At 73.2% G+C, this 14,008-nt stretch carries 13 protein-coding genes; 7 read left to right on the forward strand and 6 right to left on the reverse strand.

The genetic code is table 11. The annotated features are described in order from the left end of the window. The first annotated feature begins 123 nt into the window (after positions 1-123). The gene (gene serB, locus ACFT2C_RS07470; protein WP_377206399.1) at positions 124-750 is read left to right on the forward strand and encodes a phosphoserine phosphatase SerB; all 627 of its coding nucleotides are present in this window, start codon (positions 124-126) and stop codon (positions 748-750) included. 94 nt (positions 751-844) lie between these two features. Here the strand turns inward: serB and ACFT2C_RS07475 are convergent, their stop codons facing one another. From ACFT2C_RS07475 to fabG, 3 genes are all read right to left on the reverse strand, one after another. Then, on the reverse strand, positions 845-1,387 hold the full coding sequence (locus ACFT2C_RS07475; protein WP_377206400.1) for a SixA phosphatase family protein: 543 nt from the start codon (positions 1,385-1,387) through the stop codon (positions 845-847). A gap of 17 nt (positions 1,388-1,404) precedes the next feature. After that, on the reverse strand, positions 1,405-2,175 hold the full coding sequence (gene fabI / locus ACFT2C_RS07480) for an enoyl-ACP reductase FabI (RefSeq protein ID WP_377206401.1): 771 nt from the start codon (positions 2,173-2,175) through the stop codon (positions 1,405-1,407). A gap of 160 nt (positions 2,176-2,335) precedes the next feature. Next, a complete protein-coding gene (gene fabG / locus ACFT2C_RS07485; protein WP_377206552.1) occupies positions 2,336-3,073 on the reverse strand; it encodes a 3-oxoacyl-ACP reductase FabG in 738 nt (245 codons plus the stop codon). A 272-nt stretch (positions 3,074-3,345) separates the two neighbouring features. Between fabG and ACFT2C_RS07490 the strand changes: the two genes are divergently transcribed. The 3 genes from ACFT2C_RS07490 to ACFT2C_RS07500 are packed head-to-tail and all read left to right on the forward strand — an operon-like array spanning position 3,346 to position 4,969. After that, positions 3,346-3,765, forward strand: a complete 420-nt coding sequence (locus ACFT2C_RS07490; RefSeq protein WP_377206402.1) for a DUF3099 domain-containing protein — start codon at positions 3,346-3,348, stop codon at positions 3,763-3,765. Positions 3,766-3,776: 11 nt separating this feature from the next. Next, positions 3,777-4,028 (forward strand): hypothetical protein, encoded by a 252-nt coding sequence (locus ACFT2C_RS07495; RefSeq protein WP_377206403.1) that lies wholly within the window; start codon positions 3,777-3,779, stop codon positions 4,026-4,028. Then, positions 4,025-4,969, forward strand: a complete 945-nt coding sequence (locus ACFT2C_RS07500; protein WP_377206404.1) for an SURF1 family protein — start codon at positions 4,025-4,027, stop codon at positions 4,967-4,969. The genes ACFT2C_RS07495 and ACFT2C_RS07500 overlap by 4 nt, the downstream gene beginning before the upstream one ends. Before the next feature lie 101 nt (positions 4,970-5,070). Here ACFT2C_RS07500 and ACFT2C_RS07505 read toward each other — a convergent pair whose 3' ends face one another. Then, complete coding sequence (locus ACFT2C_RS07505) at positions 5,071-6,669, reverse strand: ABC-F family ATP-binding cassette domain-containing protein (RefSeq protein ID WP_377206405.1); 1,599 nt, start codon at positions 6,667-6,669, stop codon at positions 5,071-5,073. A 234-nt stretch (positions 6,670-6,903) separates the two neighbouring features. On the opposite strand from ACFT2C_RS07505, the gene ACFT2C_RS07510 reads away from it, so the two are divergent. From ACFT2C_RS07510 to ACFT2C_RS07520, 3 genes are all read left to right on the forward strand, one after another. After that, positions 6,904-9,222 carry a family 43 glycosylhydrolase gene (locus tag ACFT2C_RS07510; RefSeq protein ID WP_377206406.1) on the forward strand — a complete coding sequence of 773 codons (2,319 nt, stop codon included), beginning with the start codon at positions 6,904-6,906 and terminating at the stop codon, positions 9,220-9,222. Positions 9,223-9,326: 104 nt separating this feature from the next. Then, entirely contained in the window at positions 9,327-10,523 is a 1,197-nt protein-coding gene (locus tag ACFT2C_RS07515; RefSeq protein ID WP_377206407.1) for an MFS transporter, read from the forward strand. A gap of 184 nt (positions 10,524-10,707) precedes the next feature. Beyond that, the gene (locus ACFT2C_RS07520; RefSeq protein WP_377206408.1) at positions 10,708-11,415 is read left to right on the forward strand and encodes a hypothetical protein; all 708 of its coding nucleotides are present in this window, start codon (positions 10,708-10,710) and stop codon (positions 11,413-11,415) included. 72 nt (positions 11,416-11,487) lie between these two features. Here ACFT2C_RS07520 and thrS read toward each other — a convergent pair whose 3' ends face one another. After that, complete coding sequence (gene thrS, locus ACFT2C_RS07525; protein WP_377206409.1) at positions 11,488-12,858, reverse strand: threonine--tRNA ligase; 1,371 nt, start codon at positions 12,856-12,858, stop codon at positions 11,488-11,490. Positions 12,859-13,014: 156 nt separating this feature from the next. Next, a complete protein-coding gene (locus ACFT2C_RS07530) occupies positions 13,015-13,905 on the reverse strand; it encodes a neutral zinc metallopeptidase (protein WP_377206410.1) in 891 nt (296 codons plus the stop codon). Between the last annotated feature and the right edge of the window lie 103 nt (positions 13,906-14,008).

A 14,008-nucleotide genomic window follows, 5' to 3' on the forward strand; every position in this document is an offset into this window, starting at 1 on the left:
GTCGCACTCTGAGCGCTCAGAGTGCGACTACTCCTACGTTCGGCCACCTCGGACGCCCGCGGCGCCTGCCCGTGCGCAGCACGTGGACGGCGCGGCACCGCGGCGCGCCGCTCCGGCAGACTGGTGCCCGTGAAGCGACTCATCGTGACCGACGTGGACTCGACCTTCTTCCGCCAGGAGGTCATCGAGCTCATCGCCGAGCATGCCGGCACCCGCGACGAGGTCGCCGCCGTCACCGAGCGGGCCATGCGCGGCGAGCTGGACTTCGCGGCGTCGTTGCGCGAACGGGTGGCGACCCTCGCGGGCGTGCCCGTCGCGGCCCTGGACAAGGTGCGCGCCGCCGTCGAGCTGACGCCGGGCGCCCGCGAGCTGGTGGCCGAGTGCCAGGCGCGCGGCTGGGCGTTCGGGCTGGTGTCGGGCGGTTTCGCCGAGATCGTCGAGCCCATCGCGGCTGAGCTCGGGATCGAGCTGGTTCGGGCCAACCGGCTGGAGGTCGCCGACGGCGTGCTGACCGGCCGCACCGTCGGACCGGTGATCGACCGCGCGGCCAAGGCCGCGACGCTGCGCGAGTGGGCCGCAGCGCTGGACATCCCGCTGGAGCACACGGTCGCCGTGGGCGACGGTGCGAACGACCTCGGCATGATCGAGATCGCGGGCGTCGGCGTAGCGTTCAACGCCAAGCCGATAGTCCGGAAACAGGCCCCCCACTCGATAGAGACCCGCCTGGACAAGGTCCTGGATCTCCTCTGAAGCCACCTGTCAGACGCCGACGGACGTGTCAGACGCTCAGATCACTCAAGTGACCTGTACGTCTGACACGTCCGTCGGGGTCTGACACTTCCGGTCAGGCGGGGCGGGTTACCTCTCTGAGGCGTGCACTCTTGCGGTCCCAGTCCGACCAGTCGAGGTCGGACTCCAGGACGGAGTACGTCGCCGTCGGGACGCCCACGCGGACCTGCGCGAGCGCGCCGTCCTCCGAGCCCGGACCGGCCAGGAGCTCGGCCGTGCCCGCCATCGCAGGCTCGTGGCCGATCACCAGGACGGTCCGGGTGGCGGGGTCGAGCCCGCGGACCAGCGCGAGGACGCCACGCGGCATCGCCCCCAGCAGGTCGTCGGTGAAGGCCACCGGCGGCTCGCCCAGGTGCTTGCGCGCGAGGTCCCACGTCTGACGCGTGCGTACCGCCCCGGAGACGAGGACGGCGTCGGGCACGAGGCCGGCCGCGACCAGCGCCGCGCCGACCTTCACTGCCTGGTCCCGGCCACGCAGGGCGAGTGGCCGCTTCTCGTCGGGAAGTTCCGACGGCGGCTCCGCCTTCGCGTGCCGGAGCAACACAAGACGGCGCCGCACTGGCTCCGTTGTGGGCTCCGTGCCCGACGCTCTGCCCATCAGTGCCTCCTGCCCATCTATTGACCCATGGCGTGCACGCCGCCGTCGACGTGCACGATCTCGCCGGTGGTCGCCGGGAACCAGTCCGACAGCAGGGCGCACACGGCACGCGCCGCCGGCTCCGCGGTGGTCTGGTCCCAGCCGAGCGGGGCTCGGGTCGGCCAGGCGTCCTCCATCGTCGCGAAGCCCGGGATGGACTTGGCGGCGGTGGTCCGGATCGGCCCTGCCGAGACGAGGTTGCAGCGGATTCCTTCAGGACCGAGGTCGCGCGCCAGGTAGCGGTTCGCGGACTCGAGGCCTGCCTTGGCCACGCCCATCCAGTCGTACACGGGCCAGGCGAACTGCGCGTCGAACGTCAGGCCGACGACGGCGCCGCCGTCCGTCATCAGGGGCTTGGCCGCCACGGCGATCGACTTGTACGAGAACGTGGAGACGTGCAGCGCGGTGGCGACGTCCTCCCAGGTGCCCGTGAGGAAGTTGCCGCCCATGACGGACTGCGGCGCGAACCCGATCGAGTGCACGACGCCGTCGAGCCGGTCGAAGCCCGCCGCGCGCACGGCGTCGGCCAGACCGTCGAGGTTCTCCTGGCTGGTCGCGTCCAGCTCGACCACCGGCGCCTCGACCGGAAGCCGCTTCGCGAAGGCCTGCGTCAGCTTCATCTGCCGCCCGAAGGACGAGAGAACCACCTCGGCGCCCTCCTCCTGAGCGAGGCGGGCGGCGTGGAATGCGATCGACGAGTCCGTCAGCACGCCCGTGATGAGCAGCTTCTTACCTTCGAGGAGACCCATGTTGTCCTTCCGATCGGGCGCAGGCGTGCCAAGGCAACCCCTGCGCTGGGTGTGAGCGTAATGCGGATGACGGCGTGGAACGAAACTCCGCGCCGTGTTGGATGTCGTGAATGTTAGATATGTTCGGGCAAAACCGCTGGTAGCGGCGCCAGAGTACGGCTCAGTGCCCCATCCCGAGGCCACCGTCGACCGGGATGACCGCGCCGGTGACGTAGCCCGCGGCGTCGGACGCGACGAACGACACCACCGCCGCCACCTCGTCCGGCGAGGCGAAGCGGGCCGCCGGGATCGTCTTCAGGTAGCCGTTGCGCACGCCCTCGGGCAGCTTGGCGGTCATGTCGGTCTCGACGTAGCCCGGCGCGACGACGTTCGCCGTGATGCCGCGCGCGCCCAGCTCACGGGTGATCGAGCGGGCCATGCCCACCAAGGCGGCCTTCGACGAGGAGTAGTTCACCTGGCCGGCCCCGCCGGACATGCCCACGATCGAGCCGACCAGCACGATGCGGCCCTTGCGCGCCCGGATCATGCTCTTCGACGCGCGGCGCACACAGCGGAACGTGCCGGTGAGGTTCACGTTCACCACCGACTCGAAGTCCTCGTCGCTCATGCGCATGAGGAGCTGGTCCTTGGTCACGCCGGCGTTGGCCACGAGCACCTCGACGGGACCCATGTCCTTCTCGATCGCGGCGAACGCGGCGTCGACCGCGTCGGAGTCGGTGACGTCCGCCACGTAGGCCTCGACACCCTTGGGCAGGTCGCCGCCGCGGTAGATGGTGGCGACGCGGTCGCCGTCGGCCACGAAACGCTCGGCGATGGCGCGGCCGATGCCGCGGGCGGCCCCCGTCACGACGACTACACGGCCGGTGGGACCTGCTGCGATGCTCTGAGTGGCGGGCATAGTGGTCACCTGAACTCCTCGATGCTGGGATGGCGTAAGTTCGCATGAGGCCGCTCGAGGCTGGGGGGCAGCGGCCGGTACCTGGGTCGATCCGGGTCCGCTGCGACGCTACCCCGCGCGTCGGGTGCGCGCCGCGCGCGCCGGGCCACAGGGATCCACCGGTCCTTGTCGGTTTTCTACAACAACCACCCGCGGCTCGCCACCGTGGGCGGACGCCGGAGCGGTGCCGGAGGGCGTGCCCGACGGCGTCCGGGCGGACGTAGACTGACGGAATGAGCGAGCCGGTCCCGTCCATCACCTCGGCCCCCGAGCCGTTGGCGGTCGACCAGGCACGCCGCACGCGCAGCTACTTCATCCAGATGTCGATCCGCGTGGTCTGCATCATCGGCGCCGTGCTGGTGGACGGCTGGGTCCGGTGGGCGCTCGTCGCCGCCGCGGTGGTGCTGCCGTACTCGGCGGTGCTCATCGCCAACGCCGGGCGGGACCATTCCGAGCACGACACCTCCCCCGTGACGCCCGTGGCCGCGCCTGAGCTTACCGAGCTGCCCGCCCCCGACTCCCCGGACGTGGTGGACGAGGTCCCCGATGCCCCGACCGCCCCCGCCACCCCCGGTGCGTCCGGTGCGCCCGGCGCGCCCGGCGCGCCCGGTGTGCCCGGTGCCGGCCGCGTCATCGACCACGTGGACGACTGAGAGAACGCCAGATGGACCTCCTCGGCCTCTCCGGCCCCGCGCCCGACCCCGTGCCCGACGGCGAGCTGATCTGCAGCGCCAAGGGCTGCCGCGCGCAGGCGGCGTGGGGCCTGCTCTGGAACAACCCGAAGCTGCACACGCCCGAGCGGCGGAAGGTATGGCTCGCGTGCGACGACCACCGCGAGCACCTCGAGCAGTTCCTGGCGTCGCGGGCGTTCTGGAAGCAGACGGTGGCGGTGGCCGAGCTGGACCGGGTGTCGTGAGCGGCAGCGCTGTGTCCGGCTCCTCACACGCGGCCGACGAGTCCCGCGGCCCCCGCACCACCCGGCAGTGGGTGATCCTCGCGGTAGCCGCCGTGGTCCTCGCCGCGCTGTGCCTCGTTGCCGGGCGCTGGCAGTGGAACCGGTCCGAGGCCCGCAACGCCGAGATCGACCTCGTCAACGCCAACTGGTCGGCGCCGGCCGTGCCCGTGGACGAGGTCCTGGACGGTCCCGGCGCGGTCGTGCCGGGCAACGAGATCTGGCAGCAGGTGGAGCTCGAGGGCCAGTACGTCACCGACGCGACAGTGCTGCTGCGCAACCGGCCCGTCGGCGGGCAGGGCGGGTACCACGTGCTCGTCCCGTTCGAGGCGCGGCTGCCCGGGCAGGACATCGTCATGGTCATCGACCGCGGGTTCGTGCCGCTCGGCGCCGACGCGTCCCGACCCGACGCCGTCCCGGCGCCGCCGTCGGGCACCGTGACCGTCACGGCGTCCCTGCGGGCCGACGAGCCCGCCTCCGACCGCCACGCGCCGCCCGGGCAGGTGCAGGCCATCTCGACCGAGCAGGTGCTCGCTGCGGGGCCCGACGGCGGCGCGTGGGCCGAGGGCCGCACCGTCGGCGCGTACGGCGCGCTGCGCGCCGAGGATCCCGCGCCCGGGACCATGCTCGCCGCCCTGCCCAAGCCGGACACCGACCCGGGGTCGCACCTGTCCTATGCGTTCCAGTGGTGCATCTTCGCGATCGGCTCGATCGGCGGATACATCCTGCTGTGGCGCCGGGAGCGCGGGGCGCTCCGCGGCGAGACGGTGTCGGCGGGCGACCTGCTCCTCGCGTCCGGCGACGGTTCGGACGCCGACGGCGTGCGGGCGCGTCGTCCGGCCCGCGACCGCCGTCCGACCGCGGAGGACGAAGAAGACGCCCTCATCGAGGCGCAGCTCCGCTGACACCCGTCGCCGAAGTAGAGCGTGTGTCCGGACGCGCGCTCTACTTCGGCGACGCGCGGCACGCGAGATAGAGCGTGTGTCCGGCTTCGGCGAAGCCGGGGTCAGGCGAGGGAGACGAGCTCCTGGTAGCTGTCGTTCCAGAGGTCCTCGTCGCCGTCGGGCAGCAGCAGGACGCGCTCGGGCTCCAGGGCCTCGACGGCGCCGTCGTCGTGGGTCACCATCACGACCGCGCCCTCATACGTCTTGAGCGCCCCGAGGATCTCGGCGCGGGAGGCGGGGTCGAGGTTGTTGGTGGGCTCGTCGAGCAGCAGCACGTTCGCGCCCGAGACCACGATCGTGGCCAGCGCCAGGCGCGTCTTCTCGCCGCCGGAGAGCACGTTGGCGGGCTTGTCGGCGTCGTCCCCGCTGAACAGGAACGAGCCGAGCACCGAGCGGACCTGCGTGTCCGTGAGGTCGGGCGCGGCGTGCCGCAGGTTCTCGACGACGGTCGCGTCCATGTCGAGCGTGTCGTGCTCCTGGGCGTAGTAGCCGAGCTTGAGGCCGTGGCCGGGCTCGACCTCGCCGGTGTCCGCCGCCTCGACGCCCGCCAGGATGCGCAGGAGGGTCGTCTTGCCGGCGCCGTTGAAGCCGAGGATCACGACGCGTGACCCGCGGTCGATCGCCAGGTCGACCCCGGCGAACACCTCCTGCGACCCGTACGCCTTGGACAGCCCGCTCGCGGTCAGGGGCGTGCGCCCGCAGGGCGCCGGCGTCGGGAAGCGGAGCTTGGCCACGCGGTCGGAGACGCGCTCGGCCTCCAGGCCGGACATCATCTTCTCGGCGCGCTTGATCATGTTCTGCGCGGCGGTCGCCTTGGTCGCCTTGGCGCGCATCTTCTCGGCCTGGGCGAGCAGCGTGCCCGCCTTCTTCTCGGCGTTCGCCCGCTCCCGCCGACGACGCCGCTCGTCCGTCTCGCGCTGCTCGAGATAGCCGTCCCAGCCCAGGTTGTACTGGTCGAGCTCGCCCCGGTTCGCGTCCAGGTGGAACACCTTGTTCACGATGGCGCGCAGCAGGTCGGTGTCGTGGCTGATCACGATGAACCCGCCGTTGTACGCCCGCAGGTAGTCGCGCAGCCAGATGATGGAGTCGGCGTCCAGGTGGTTGGTGGGCTCGTCCAGGAGCAGCGTCTCGACGCCGCTGAACAGGATCCGCGCCAGCTCGATCCGGCGGCGCTGGCCACCGGAGAGCGTGCCGAGCGGCTGGGCCAGCACGCGCTCGTCCAGGCCCAGGTTCGCCGTGATGATCTGCGCCTCCGACTCGGCGGCGTACCCGCCGGCGGCCAGGAAGCGCGTCTCCAGCTTCGGGTAGCGCTCCATCGCGGCCTCGTGCGTCGCGGGGTCCGCCGACGCCATCTCGGCCTCGGCCTGGCGCATCTTCGCGATGATCTTGTCCAGGCCGCGCGCGGACAGCACGCGGTCCATCGCGAGGATCTCGAGGTCGCCCGTGCGGGGGTCCTGCGGCAGGTAGCCGATGTCGGTGCCGCGCACGATCTGCCCGCCCGTCGGCTGGGTCTCGCCCGCGAGGGTCTTGGTCAGCGTGGTCTTGCCGGCGCCGTTACGACCCACCAGGCCGATCCGGTCGCCCGAGGCGACGCGGAAGGTCGCCTCGCTCAGCAGCACGCGCGCGCCGACGCGCAGCTCGACGCCATGGGCAGTGATCACGCAGGTGTTCCTCACGGTCAGGGGGGTGGGTGCTTCGTCGTCCGGCCCACGGCGGCGGGGGCCGCTCCAGTCTAGTGCCCCTCGTCCAGGGATTACGGTGCGTTGCCTCACGTCGTCCCAGCCGGTACCTTCGCGTCTGGTACTACGTTGTACCACCACGCACCACTCCGTCAGCGACGACGCGGAGGCCACGTCACCGACGACGTGGCCCGACCGCCCGAAGGGATGAGACACATGGAGATACGGTTCGTCGCCGTGCTCGCCTCGCTCGCACTGGTCCTCGGCGCCACCGCCCTGCCCGACGGCGGGAGCACCGCCCACGCCGCGGCCGCACCGCCGCCGTCGGACAGGACATCGCCGTCCGGCACCACCTTCACCAACCCCATCACCGAGCCGTTCGCCGACACCTACGCCGACCCCGCGGTGATCCGCGGCAAGGACGGCTGGTGGTACCTGTACGCGACGAGCGACCCGCTGGTCTCGGGCGGGCCGTTCGGGAACATGCACGTGTCCAGGTCGCGGGACCTGGAGTCGTGGGAGTACGTGGGCACGATCTTCGACGGCGGGAACCGGCCGTCCTGGGCCACGAGCGCCTCGTACTTCTGGGCGCCGGACATCCGGTACGTGGACGGCCAGTACGTCATGTACTACACGGTGACGGACACCGCGGCGAACCCCGACGCGTGGGACTACACGATCGGGGTGGCGACGGCGCCGACGCCGACCGGGCCGTGGACGGACTCCGGCGGGCCGGTCCTTCAGCCCCGCCCGGCGAGCGGCGGCGGGTACCTCAACACGATCGACCCGGCGCTGTTCGCGGATGCCGACGGGTCGCGCTACCTGTACTTCGGCGGCTTCAACGGCGGCATCTGGGTGACCCGGCTGGACGAGACGGGGACCCGGGCGGTGGGCGAGCCGACCCGGGTGACGGTCGCCGACCGGTACGAGGGCGCGTTCGTGGTGAAGCGGGACGGCTGGTACTACCTGATGGGGTCGTCGGCCAACTGCTGCTCCGGCCCCGTGACGGGGTACAGCGTGTACGCGGGGCGGTCGCGTTCGCCGCTGGGACCGTTCGTCGACCACGAGGGCGTGAGCCTGAACGAGTCCCGGGTGGGCGGCACGCAGGTCGTGGCGCAGAACGGGAACCGGTGGATCGGGGTGGGGCACCACGCGGTGCTCACCGACGTCGCCGGGCAGGACTGGATGGTCTACCACGCCATCGACAAGGACGACGCGTGGCTGAACGAGCCGGGCGGGGTGAACCGGCGGCCGACCCTGATGGACCGGCTGGACTGGATCGACGGGTGGCCGGTCGTCAACGCGGGCGCGGGGCCGAGCGAGGGCCCGCGGCCGGGGCCGGTGTCCGCGAGCGGGCTCGGCATCGTGAGCGGGGACCCGGCGTCCGGGTCGGGTCTGCGGCGGGTGTCGGGGACGCTCGCCCGGGGTTCCGACGGCTCGGGCGACGCGGGCGCCATAGCGCGGCTGGTGCCGGGCGGGCGGGACGCCGCCCTGGCGCGGACGGCGCCCGCCCCGCGGGACGTGCGCGTCGAGGCCGACGTGCGGCTGCCCGACGCCGACGGGTCGTTCACGGCCACGCTCGGCGGGCCTGGCCCGGCCACCGTGTCGGTGCGGCTGGACGCGAAGGCGCGCGAGCTCGTCGTCGGGCAGGGGCGGCAGCAGCGGCGGACGGCGCTGCCGGCGAACGCCGACCTGACCACCTGGCACGTCCTGAGCGTCGAGGCGCGGGACGGGGTGGTCGCCGCGCGGCTGTCGTCGAGCGGCCTGGGCGACGTCGACGCCGAGGTGTATCTGGAACCGCGCGTCCCGCTGCCGTGGCAGGCGCCGGTGAGCCTCATGGCCGACGGCGGCGAGGCGCAGCTCGACAACCTGACCGTCGTGCCGGCGCACGAGCCGGTGACCCAGGGCATGCCCGAGCCGCGGGCCGGCGCCGTGACGTTCGCCGAGGAGTTCGACGGCGACCTGGACCCGGGCTGGCGCTGGCTGCACGGGCCGGCCGACGTCGAGGTGTCGGGCGGCGCACTGTCCTGGCCGCTGACGGGCCACGACCTGGTCGGGGCCGCCAACGACGCCCCGGCCCTGCTGCGCGACGCGCCGGACGGGGACTTCGTGCTCGAGGCCACCGTCACCCTGCCGCTGGGCGATTTCGCCGTGCGCAACTACCAGCAGGCGGGCCTGCTGGTGCACGCGGGCGACGACGACTTCCTGCGGCTCGCGCCCGTGTCGATCTGGCGGACGCGGCAGGTCGAGTTCGGCAAGGAGCTCACTGCCGACGGCCGCACGTGGTTCGGCGGCCACGTCTCCGGGCCGGTCGCGGACACGATGCACCTGCGCCTGTTCCACACCACGGATCCGGCCACGGGCGAGCACCGGTACCGGTCGGCGACGTCGCGCGACGGCCGGAGCTGGCGCTTCGGCGCCACCTGGACGCTGCCCGCGGACGCCGACCCGTCGGTAGGCATCTACGCGGGCGGCGGCGCCACGCCGTCGACCACGGCGACCTTCGAGCGTTTCCTCCTCCGCACCCTCAACTAGCCGCCAGTCAGACCGTTGAGTGCTGGATATTTGCGCCGTCGGAACGTTTCGACGGCGCAAATATCCAGCACTCAACGAAGACGGCGGGTGTCAGGATGGGGGCCATGTCCGTATCGAGCCAGCCGTCCGCGCCCTGGCAGCCCGGCGGGGTTCGCGACGCCGGCGGTGGGCTGTTCGCGCTCGCCCTCGCGACGTTCGTCGCGATCACCACGGAGCTGGTCCCGGTCGGCCTGCTCCCCCTGATCAGCGACGACCTCACCGTCTCGGAGTCCGTCGCGGGGCTGCTCGTGACCGCGTACGCGTTCATGGTCGCGGCGCTCGCCCTCCCGCTGACGTCGGCCACCCGGCGGCTGCCGCGCAAGGCCGTGCTGCTCGGCGCGCTCGCGATCTACACCCTGAGCAACGTGATCGTCGCCGTCGCGCCCACGTTCACCCTCGTCGCGACGGCCCGCGCGCTGGGCGGGGCGTCCCATGCCGTCTTCTTCTCGGTGAGCATCGGGTACGCGTCGCGCCTCGTGCGCCCGCACCTCGCCGGGCGCGCCCTCGCGCTGGTCACGCTCGGCGCGTCGGCCGGGTTCGTCCTCGGCGTCCCGCTGTCGACGTCGCTCGGCACCGCCGTCGGCTGGCGGACGGCGTTCCTCGTGCTGGCCGGGGCGTGCGCGCTCGCCGGGGTGCTGACGGCGCTGCTGCTGCCGGCCGTGCCCGGCGGCGGCGCTCCCCCGGACGACGCCGCCCGCAGCGCTCGCCGCACCGCCCTGGCCGGCGTCACGACGGCGAACGCGCTGGCCTACCTCGGCCACTACACCGTCTACACCTACGTGTCCGTGCTGCTCCTGGCGGCCGGGCTCGCCACCGCCGCCCTCGGCCCGGCGCTGCTGCTGATCGGCGCGCTCGGCCTCATCGGGGCCTGGTACGCCGCCGCCCGCCTCGACGTGCGGCCCCGACAGACCACGATCGTCACCCTGGCCGTCGTCGCCGGCGGCGTCCTGGCGCTCGGCCTCGCGTTCCCCGGCACCATGGGCACGCTCGCCGCCGCGGCCGTCTGGAGCATCGGCTTCGGCGCGGTCGCCGCCGTCTTCCAGACGGCGGCCATCCGGACGCGCGGCGCCTCGCCCGACGTCGTCGGGGCGCTCGTCAACGCCACCGCCAACATCGGGATCGGCGGCGGCGCGGCGCTCGGGGCCCTCGTGCTCGACGCCGCGGGAGCCGGCGCCGTGCCCTACACCGGGGCGGCGCTGGTCGTGGCGGCGCTGGTCGTGGTAGTTGTGGGGCGCCGGGCGTTCCCGGCGACGCCCGAGTGAGGCTGCCGTGACTTCTTTGCCGCCTGAACCTTCAATGCCGGAGCCCTCCATGTCGGAACCCTCGATGCCGGAACCGTCCGCGCCAGAACAGTCCGCGCCAGAGCAGTCGCCGTCAGAACCGCCGTCGCCGGAGCCTTCACCGCCAGAACGCGCGGGGCACCGCGGTCCGACGTACGGTCCGCACATGGGTACCGACTCACCGAGCGTTCCCGTCACCGTCGCCGACGCGCTGCCGAATCTCCGTACCGGCCGGCTGGCCCGCGGTGACGACCTGACCAACAACCGGCCCGCCATGCACCTGCTCGCCGAGCGGCGCGCGTACCGGCGGCAGCACTTCGCGTCGCTGGTGCGCGGGCGGCTGCGCGGGCGGTACGACCCGCAGCACCGCGCACTCAGCCGCCGCATCGCCGGGGCGCGCGCGTCCGCCAGGGAGCTCTGGGACCTCGTGGCCCAGCGCCCGGTGTGGCGCGTCATCCATTCGGTCCGGTCCGAGCCGCCGGCGCCGGCCCCGGGCCAGCGCCCGACGGCGAACTCCGGGCAGACCGTCGGCCCGCTGGAGCTCGACCAGCTCGTGATCGGGCCGGCCGGCGTCTTCATCGTCCAGGCCGTGTACCGCCCCACGCAGGACGTGACCGCCGACGCCGCCCGGGACGCCGCCCGCCGCACCCAGGAGATCCTGGGCCGGGCCACCCGGGTGCCTATCACCGTGCAGGCGCTGATCGTGTTCGTCCGGGCCGACCAGCCGCGGGTCGTGGGCCCGCGCGACGACGTCGAGGTGCTCACCGCCGACGAGCTCGTGCCCTGGCTCGAGAGCCGGCGGCCGATGCTCACCGAGCGCGAGCTGGAGGTCGTGCACCTGGCGGCCCGCGACCACCGCACCTGGGCGGCCTGACTCCCACCCCCGCTGGTCGAGCCTGTCGAGACCCCGCCCGCCGCCCGCTGGTCGAGCCCGTCGAGCCCCCGCTCACAACGCCACGCGCAGCACCCGGCCCTTCGCCGCGGCCGCGAGCCGGTCGCCCAGCTCCGCGAGCGGCACCGCGGCCTTCGCGCCCGACGCCGGATCGGTCACCGCGAGCACGCCCGCCTCGATCTCGCGCTGGCCCAGCACGCCGAGCAGCGCGTCCCGCCGCTGCCGGGACAGCCGGATCCGGTTGCCCAGCGACCCGTCCCGCTCGACGCGAACCCGCAGGCCACGGCCGCGCAGGTCGGCCGCCAGCTCGTCGACCTCCTGACCGTCCGCCGCGGCGCGCCGTCCCGAGCCTGTCGAAGGATCCGACACCGGAAGCAGGCAGACCTGCACCGGCGCGAGCCAGAACGGCAGGCGCCCGCCGTGCCGCTCCAGGAGGAACGCGACCATCCGCTCCATCGCCCCGAGGGTGCCGCGGTGGATCATGACCACGCGCTCCCGCTCGCCGGAGGCGGCCACGTAGGTCAGGTCGAACCGCTCCGGCTGGTTGAAGTCGATCTGCACGGTCGCCAAGGTCTCCTCGTGGCCGCGCGCGTCGAGCACCTGGACGTCGATCTTGGGCCCGTAGAACGCGGCCTCGCCCGCCTCGGCGTGCCAGTCCACGCCGCGGGGCGCCGCGACGTCCGCCAGGACCGCGCGCAGCGCCTCCTCCGCCGCGGCCCACTGCTCGGGCGCGCCGAGCCACTTGTCCGAGTCGTCCCGGCCGGAAAGACGCAGGTACGACACCTCGATGCCCAGGGTGTCGAGCACCTCCAGCACGGCGACGACGGCGGTGCGCACCTCCGCCTCGACCTGGTCCGGCCGGCAGAAGACGTGCACGTCGTCGAGGTTGATCTGCCGCACGCGGCTCAGCCCGGACAGCACGCCCGACCGCTCCGCGCGGAACATCGACCCGAGCTCGGAGTACCGCACGGGCAGGTCCCGGTACGAACGCGGCTCGGACGCGTAGATCTGCGCGTGGTGCGGGCAGTTGGCGGGGCGCAGCACGAGCGGGTCGGCGTCGGGCGCGCCGTCCGACCCGGCGCCGTCGGCCCCGCCCATGGACCCGCCCAGGGACAGGGGCGGGAACATGTCGTCGGCGAACTTGGCCCAGTGGCCCGACCGCTCGTACAGCGAGCGCTTGCCGAGCACCGGCGAGTACACGGGCTCGCAGCCGGTGCGCAGCGCGACCTCGCGCGCGTACTGCTCCAGCTCGTACCGGACGGCGGCGCCCGCGGGCAGCCACAGCGGCAGACCGGGCCCGACGAGCGGGCTCGAGTCGAAGATCCGCATCTCGCGGCCGAGCTCGCGATGATCGAGGACCGGCGCATCGGCAGGCTCGGGACGCTGCGGCGCCTCGGCCGGGCGGTTCGGTGCGGGGACGTTCATGGTGACTCCTTCGTTCAAGGAGCTGCCCCGGGGCCGAACACGGCAAAGGCCCCGGAGCGAGCTCCGGGGCCTGGTTGCTGAGTGCAGGGTCAGCGCGCGCCGGAGGGGTCCGGCGTCGTCGTGCGTGCGCTGAGGTGCATGCCGTCCACCTTAAGGTCAGAGGCTGGACGCGTCCAGCGCGTTGCAGTCCTGGATGGTGCCGCCCTCGTAGCCGGTCGAGAACCACCGGACGCGCTGCTCGCTGGAGCCGTGGGAGAACGCCTCGGGGTTCACGTCGCCGCCGGAGCGCCGCTGGATGTTGTCGTCGCCGACAGCGGCCGCGGCCGACAGCGCCTGCTCCAGCTGGGCGCGCGTGATCGGTTCGAGGAACGTGACGCCCGTGTCCGGGTCCTTCGTGGTGGCCGCATTGCCGGCCCACATCCCGGCGAGGCAGTCGGCCATCAGCTCGATGCGCACCGAGTCGGACTCCGGACCGGTGCCCGACCGGTCCGCCCGCTCGAACAGCCCGAGCTGGTTCTCGATGTGGTGCCCGAACTCGTGCGCCGTCACGTACATCTCGGCCAACGGCCCGCCCTCGGCGCCGAACTGGCTGGAGAGCTGGTCGTAGAACGCGAGGTCCTCGTACACGGTGGTGTCGGCCGGGCAGTAGAACGGCCCCGTGGCCGACGTCGCCGAGCCGCACCCGGTGTCGACGGCGTCGGTGAAGCTCACGACCTCGGGCAGCTCGTACTTGACGCTGCCCTGCTCCGGGAGGGTGGCCGCCCAGTACGCGTCGAGCGACTGGACCGCCCCGTTCAGGCGGCACTCGGGGTCGGTGTTGGCCTCCTCGGCCGTGCAGTCGCCGATGTAGCCCGCATCGCCCTGGCTGCCGCCGTCGGACGTCGTGCCGCCGAGGATGTCCTGCGGGCTGTTGCCCGTCAGCAGCATGTACGCCAGCGCGATCACGATGATGACGGCGCCTCCGCCGCCCACGGCCACCCCGCCGCGGCGTCCGCCACCCTTGCGGACCCGGCCGCCCTCGAACTGCCCGCCTTCGTTGAAAGTCACGCCGCAACGTTACCGGGGGCCGAGGCGCCCCCGGCGCGGCCGGTCAGCGCAGAATTTTCGCCCGCGCCCGGCGCTCGACCCCGGCCGGCAAAGGCCTGGACAG

The sequence above is a fragment of the Promicromonospora sp. NPDC057138 genome, from assembly GCF_042670845.1.
Lineage (GTDB): Bacteria > Actinomycetota > Actinomycetes > Actinomycetales > Cellulomonadaceae > Promicromonospora.

What these genes read in the sequence shown, in the direction of transcription:
- ACFT2C_RS07475 (WP_377206400.1), bottom strand. Translation starts at nt 1,387, where the DNA reads ATGGGCAGAGCGTCGGGCACGGAGCCCACAACGGAGCCAGTGCGGCGC.
- fabI (WP_377206401.1), bottom strand. Translation starts at nt 2,175, where the DNA reads ATGGGTCTCCTCGAAGGTAAGAAGCTGCTCATCACGGGCGTGCTGACG.
- fabG (WP_377206552.1), bottom strand. Translation starts at nt 3,073, where the DNA reads ATGCCCGCCACTCAGAGCATCGCAGCAGGTCCCACCGGCCGTGTAGTC.
- ACFT2C_RS07490 (WP_377206402.1), top strand. Translation starts at nt 3,346, where the DNA reads ATGAGCGAGCCGGTCCCGTCCATCACCTCGGCCCCCGAGCCGTTGGCG.
- ACFT2C_RS07495 (WP_377206403.1), top strand. Translation starts at nt 3,777, where the DNA reads ATGGACCTCCTCGGCCTCTCCGGCCCCGCGCCCGACCCCGTGCCCGAC.
- ACFT2C_RS07510 (WP_377206406.1), top strand. Translation starts at nt 6,904, where the DNA reads ATGGAGATACGGTTCGTCGCCGTGCTCGCCTCGCTCGCACTGGTCCTC.
- ACFT2C_RS07515 (WP_377206407.1), top strand. Translation starts at nt 9,327, where the DNA reads ATGTCCGTATCGAGCCAGCCGTCCGCGCCCTGGCAGCCCGGCGGGGTT.
- ACFT2C_RS07520 (WP_377206408.1), top strand. Translation starts at nt 10,708, where the DNA reads ATGGGTACCGACTCACCGAGCGTTCCCGTCACCGTCGCCGACGCGCTG.
- thrS (WP_377206409.1), bottom strand. Translation starts at nt 12,858, where the DNA reads ATGAACGTCCCCGCACCGAACCGCCCGGCCGAGGCGCCGCAGCGTCCC.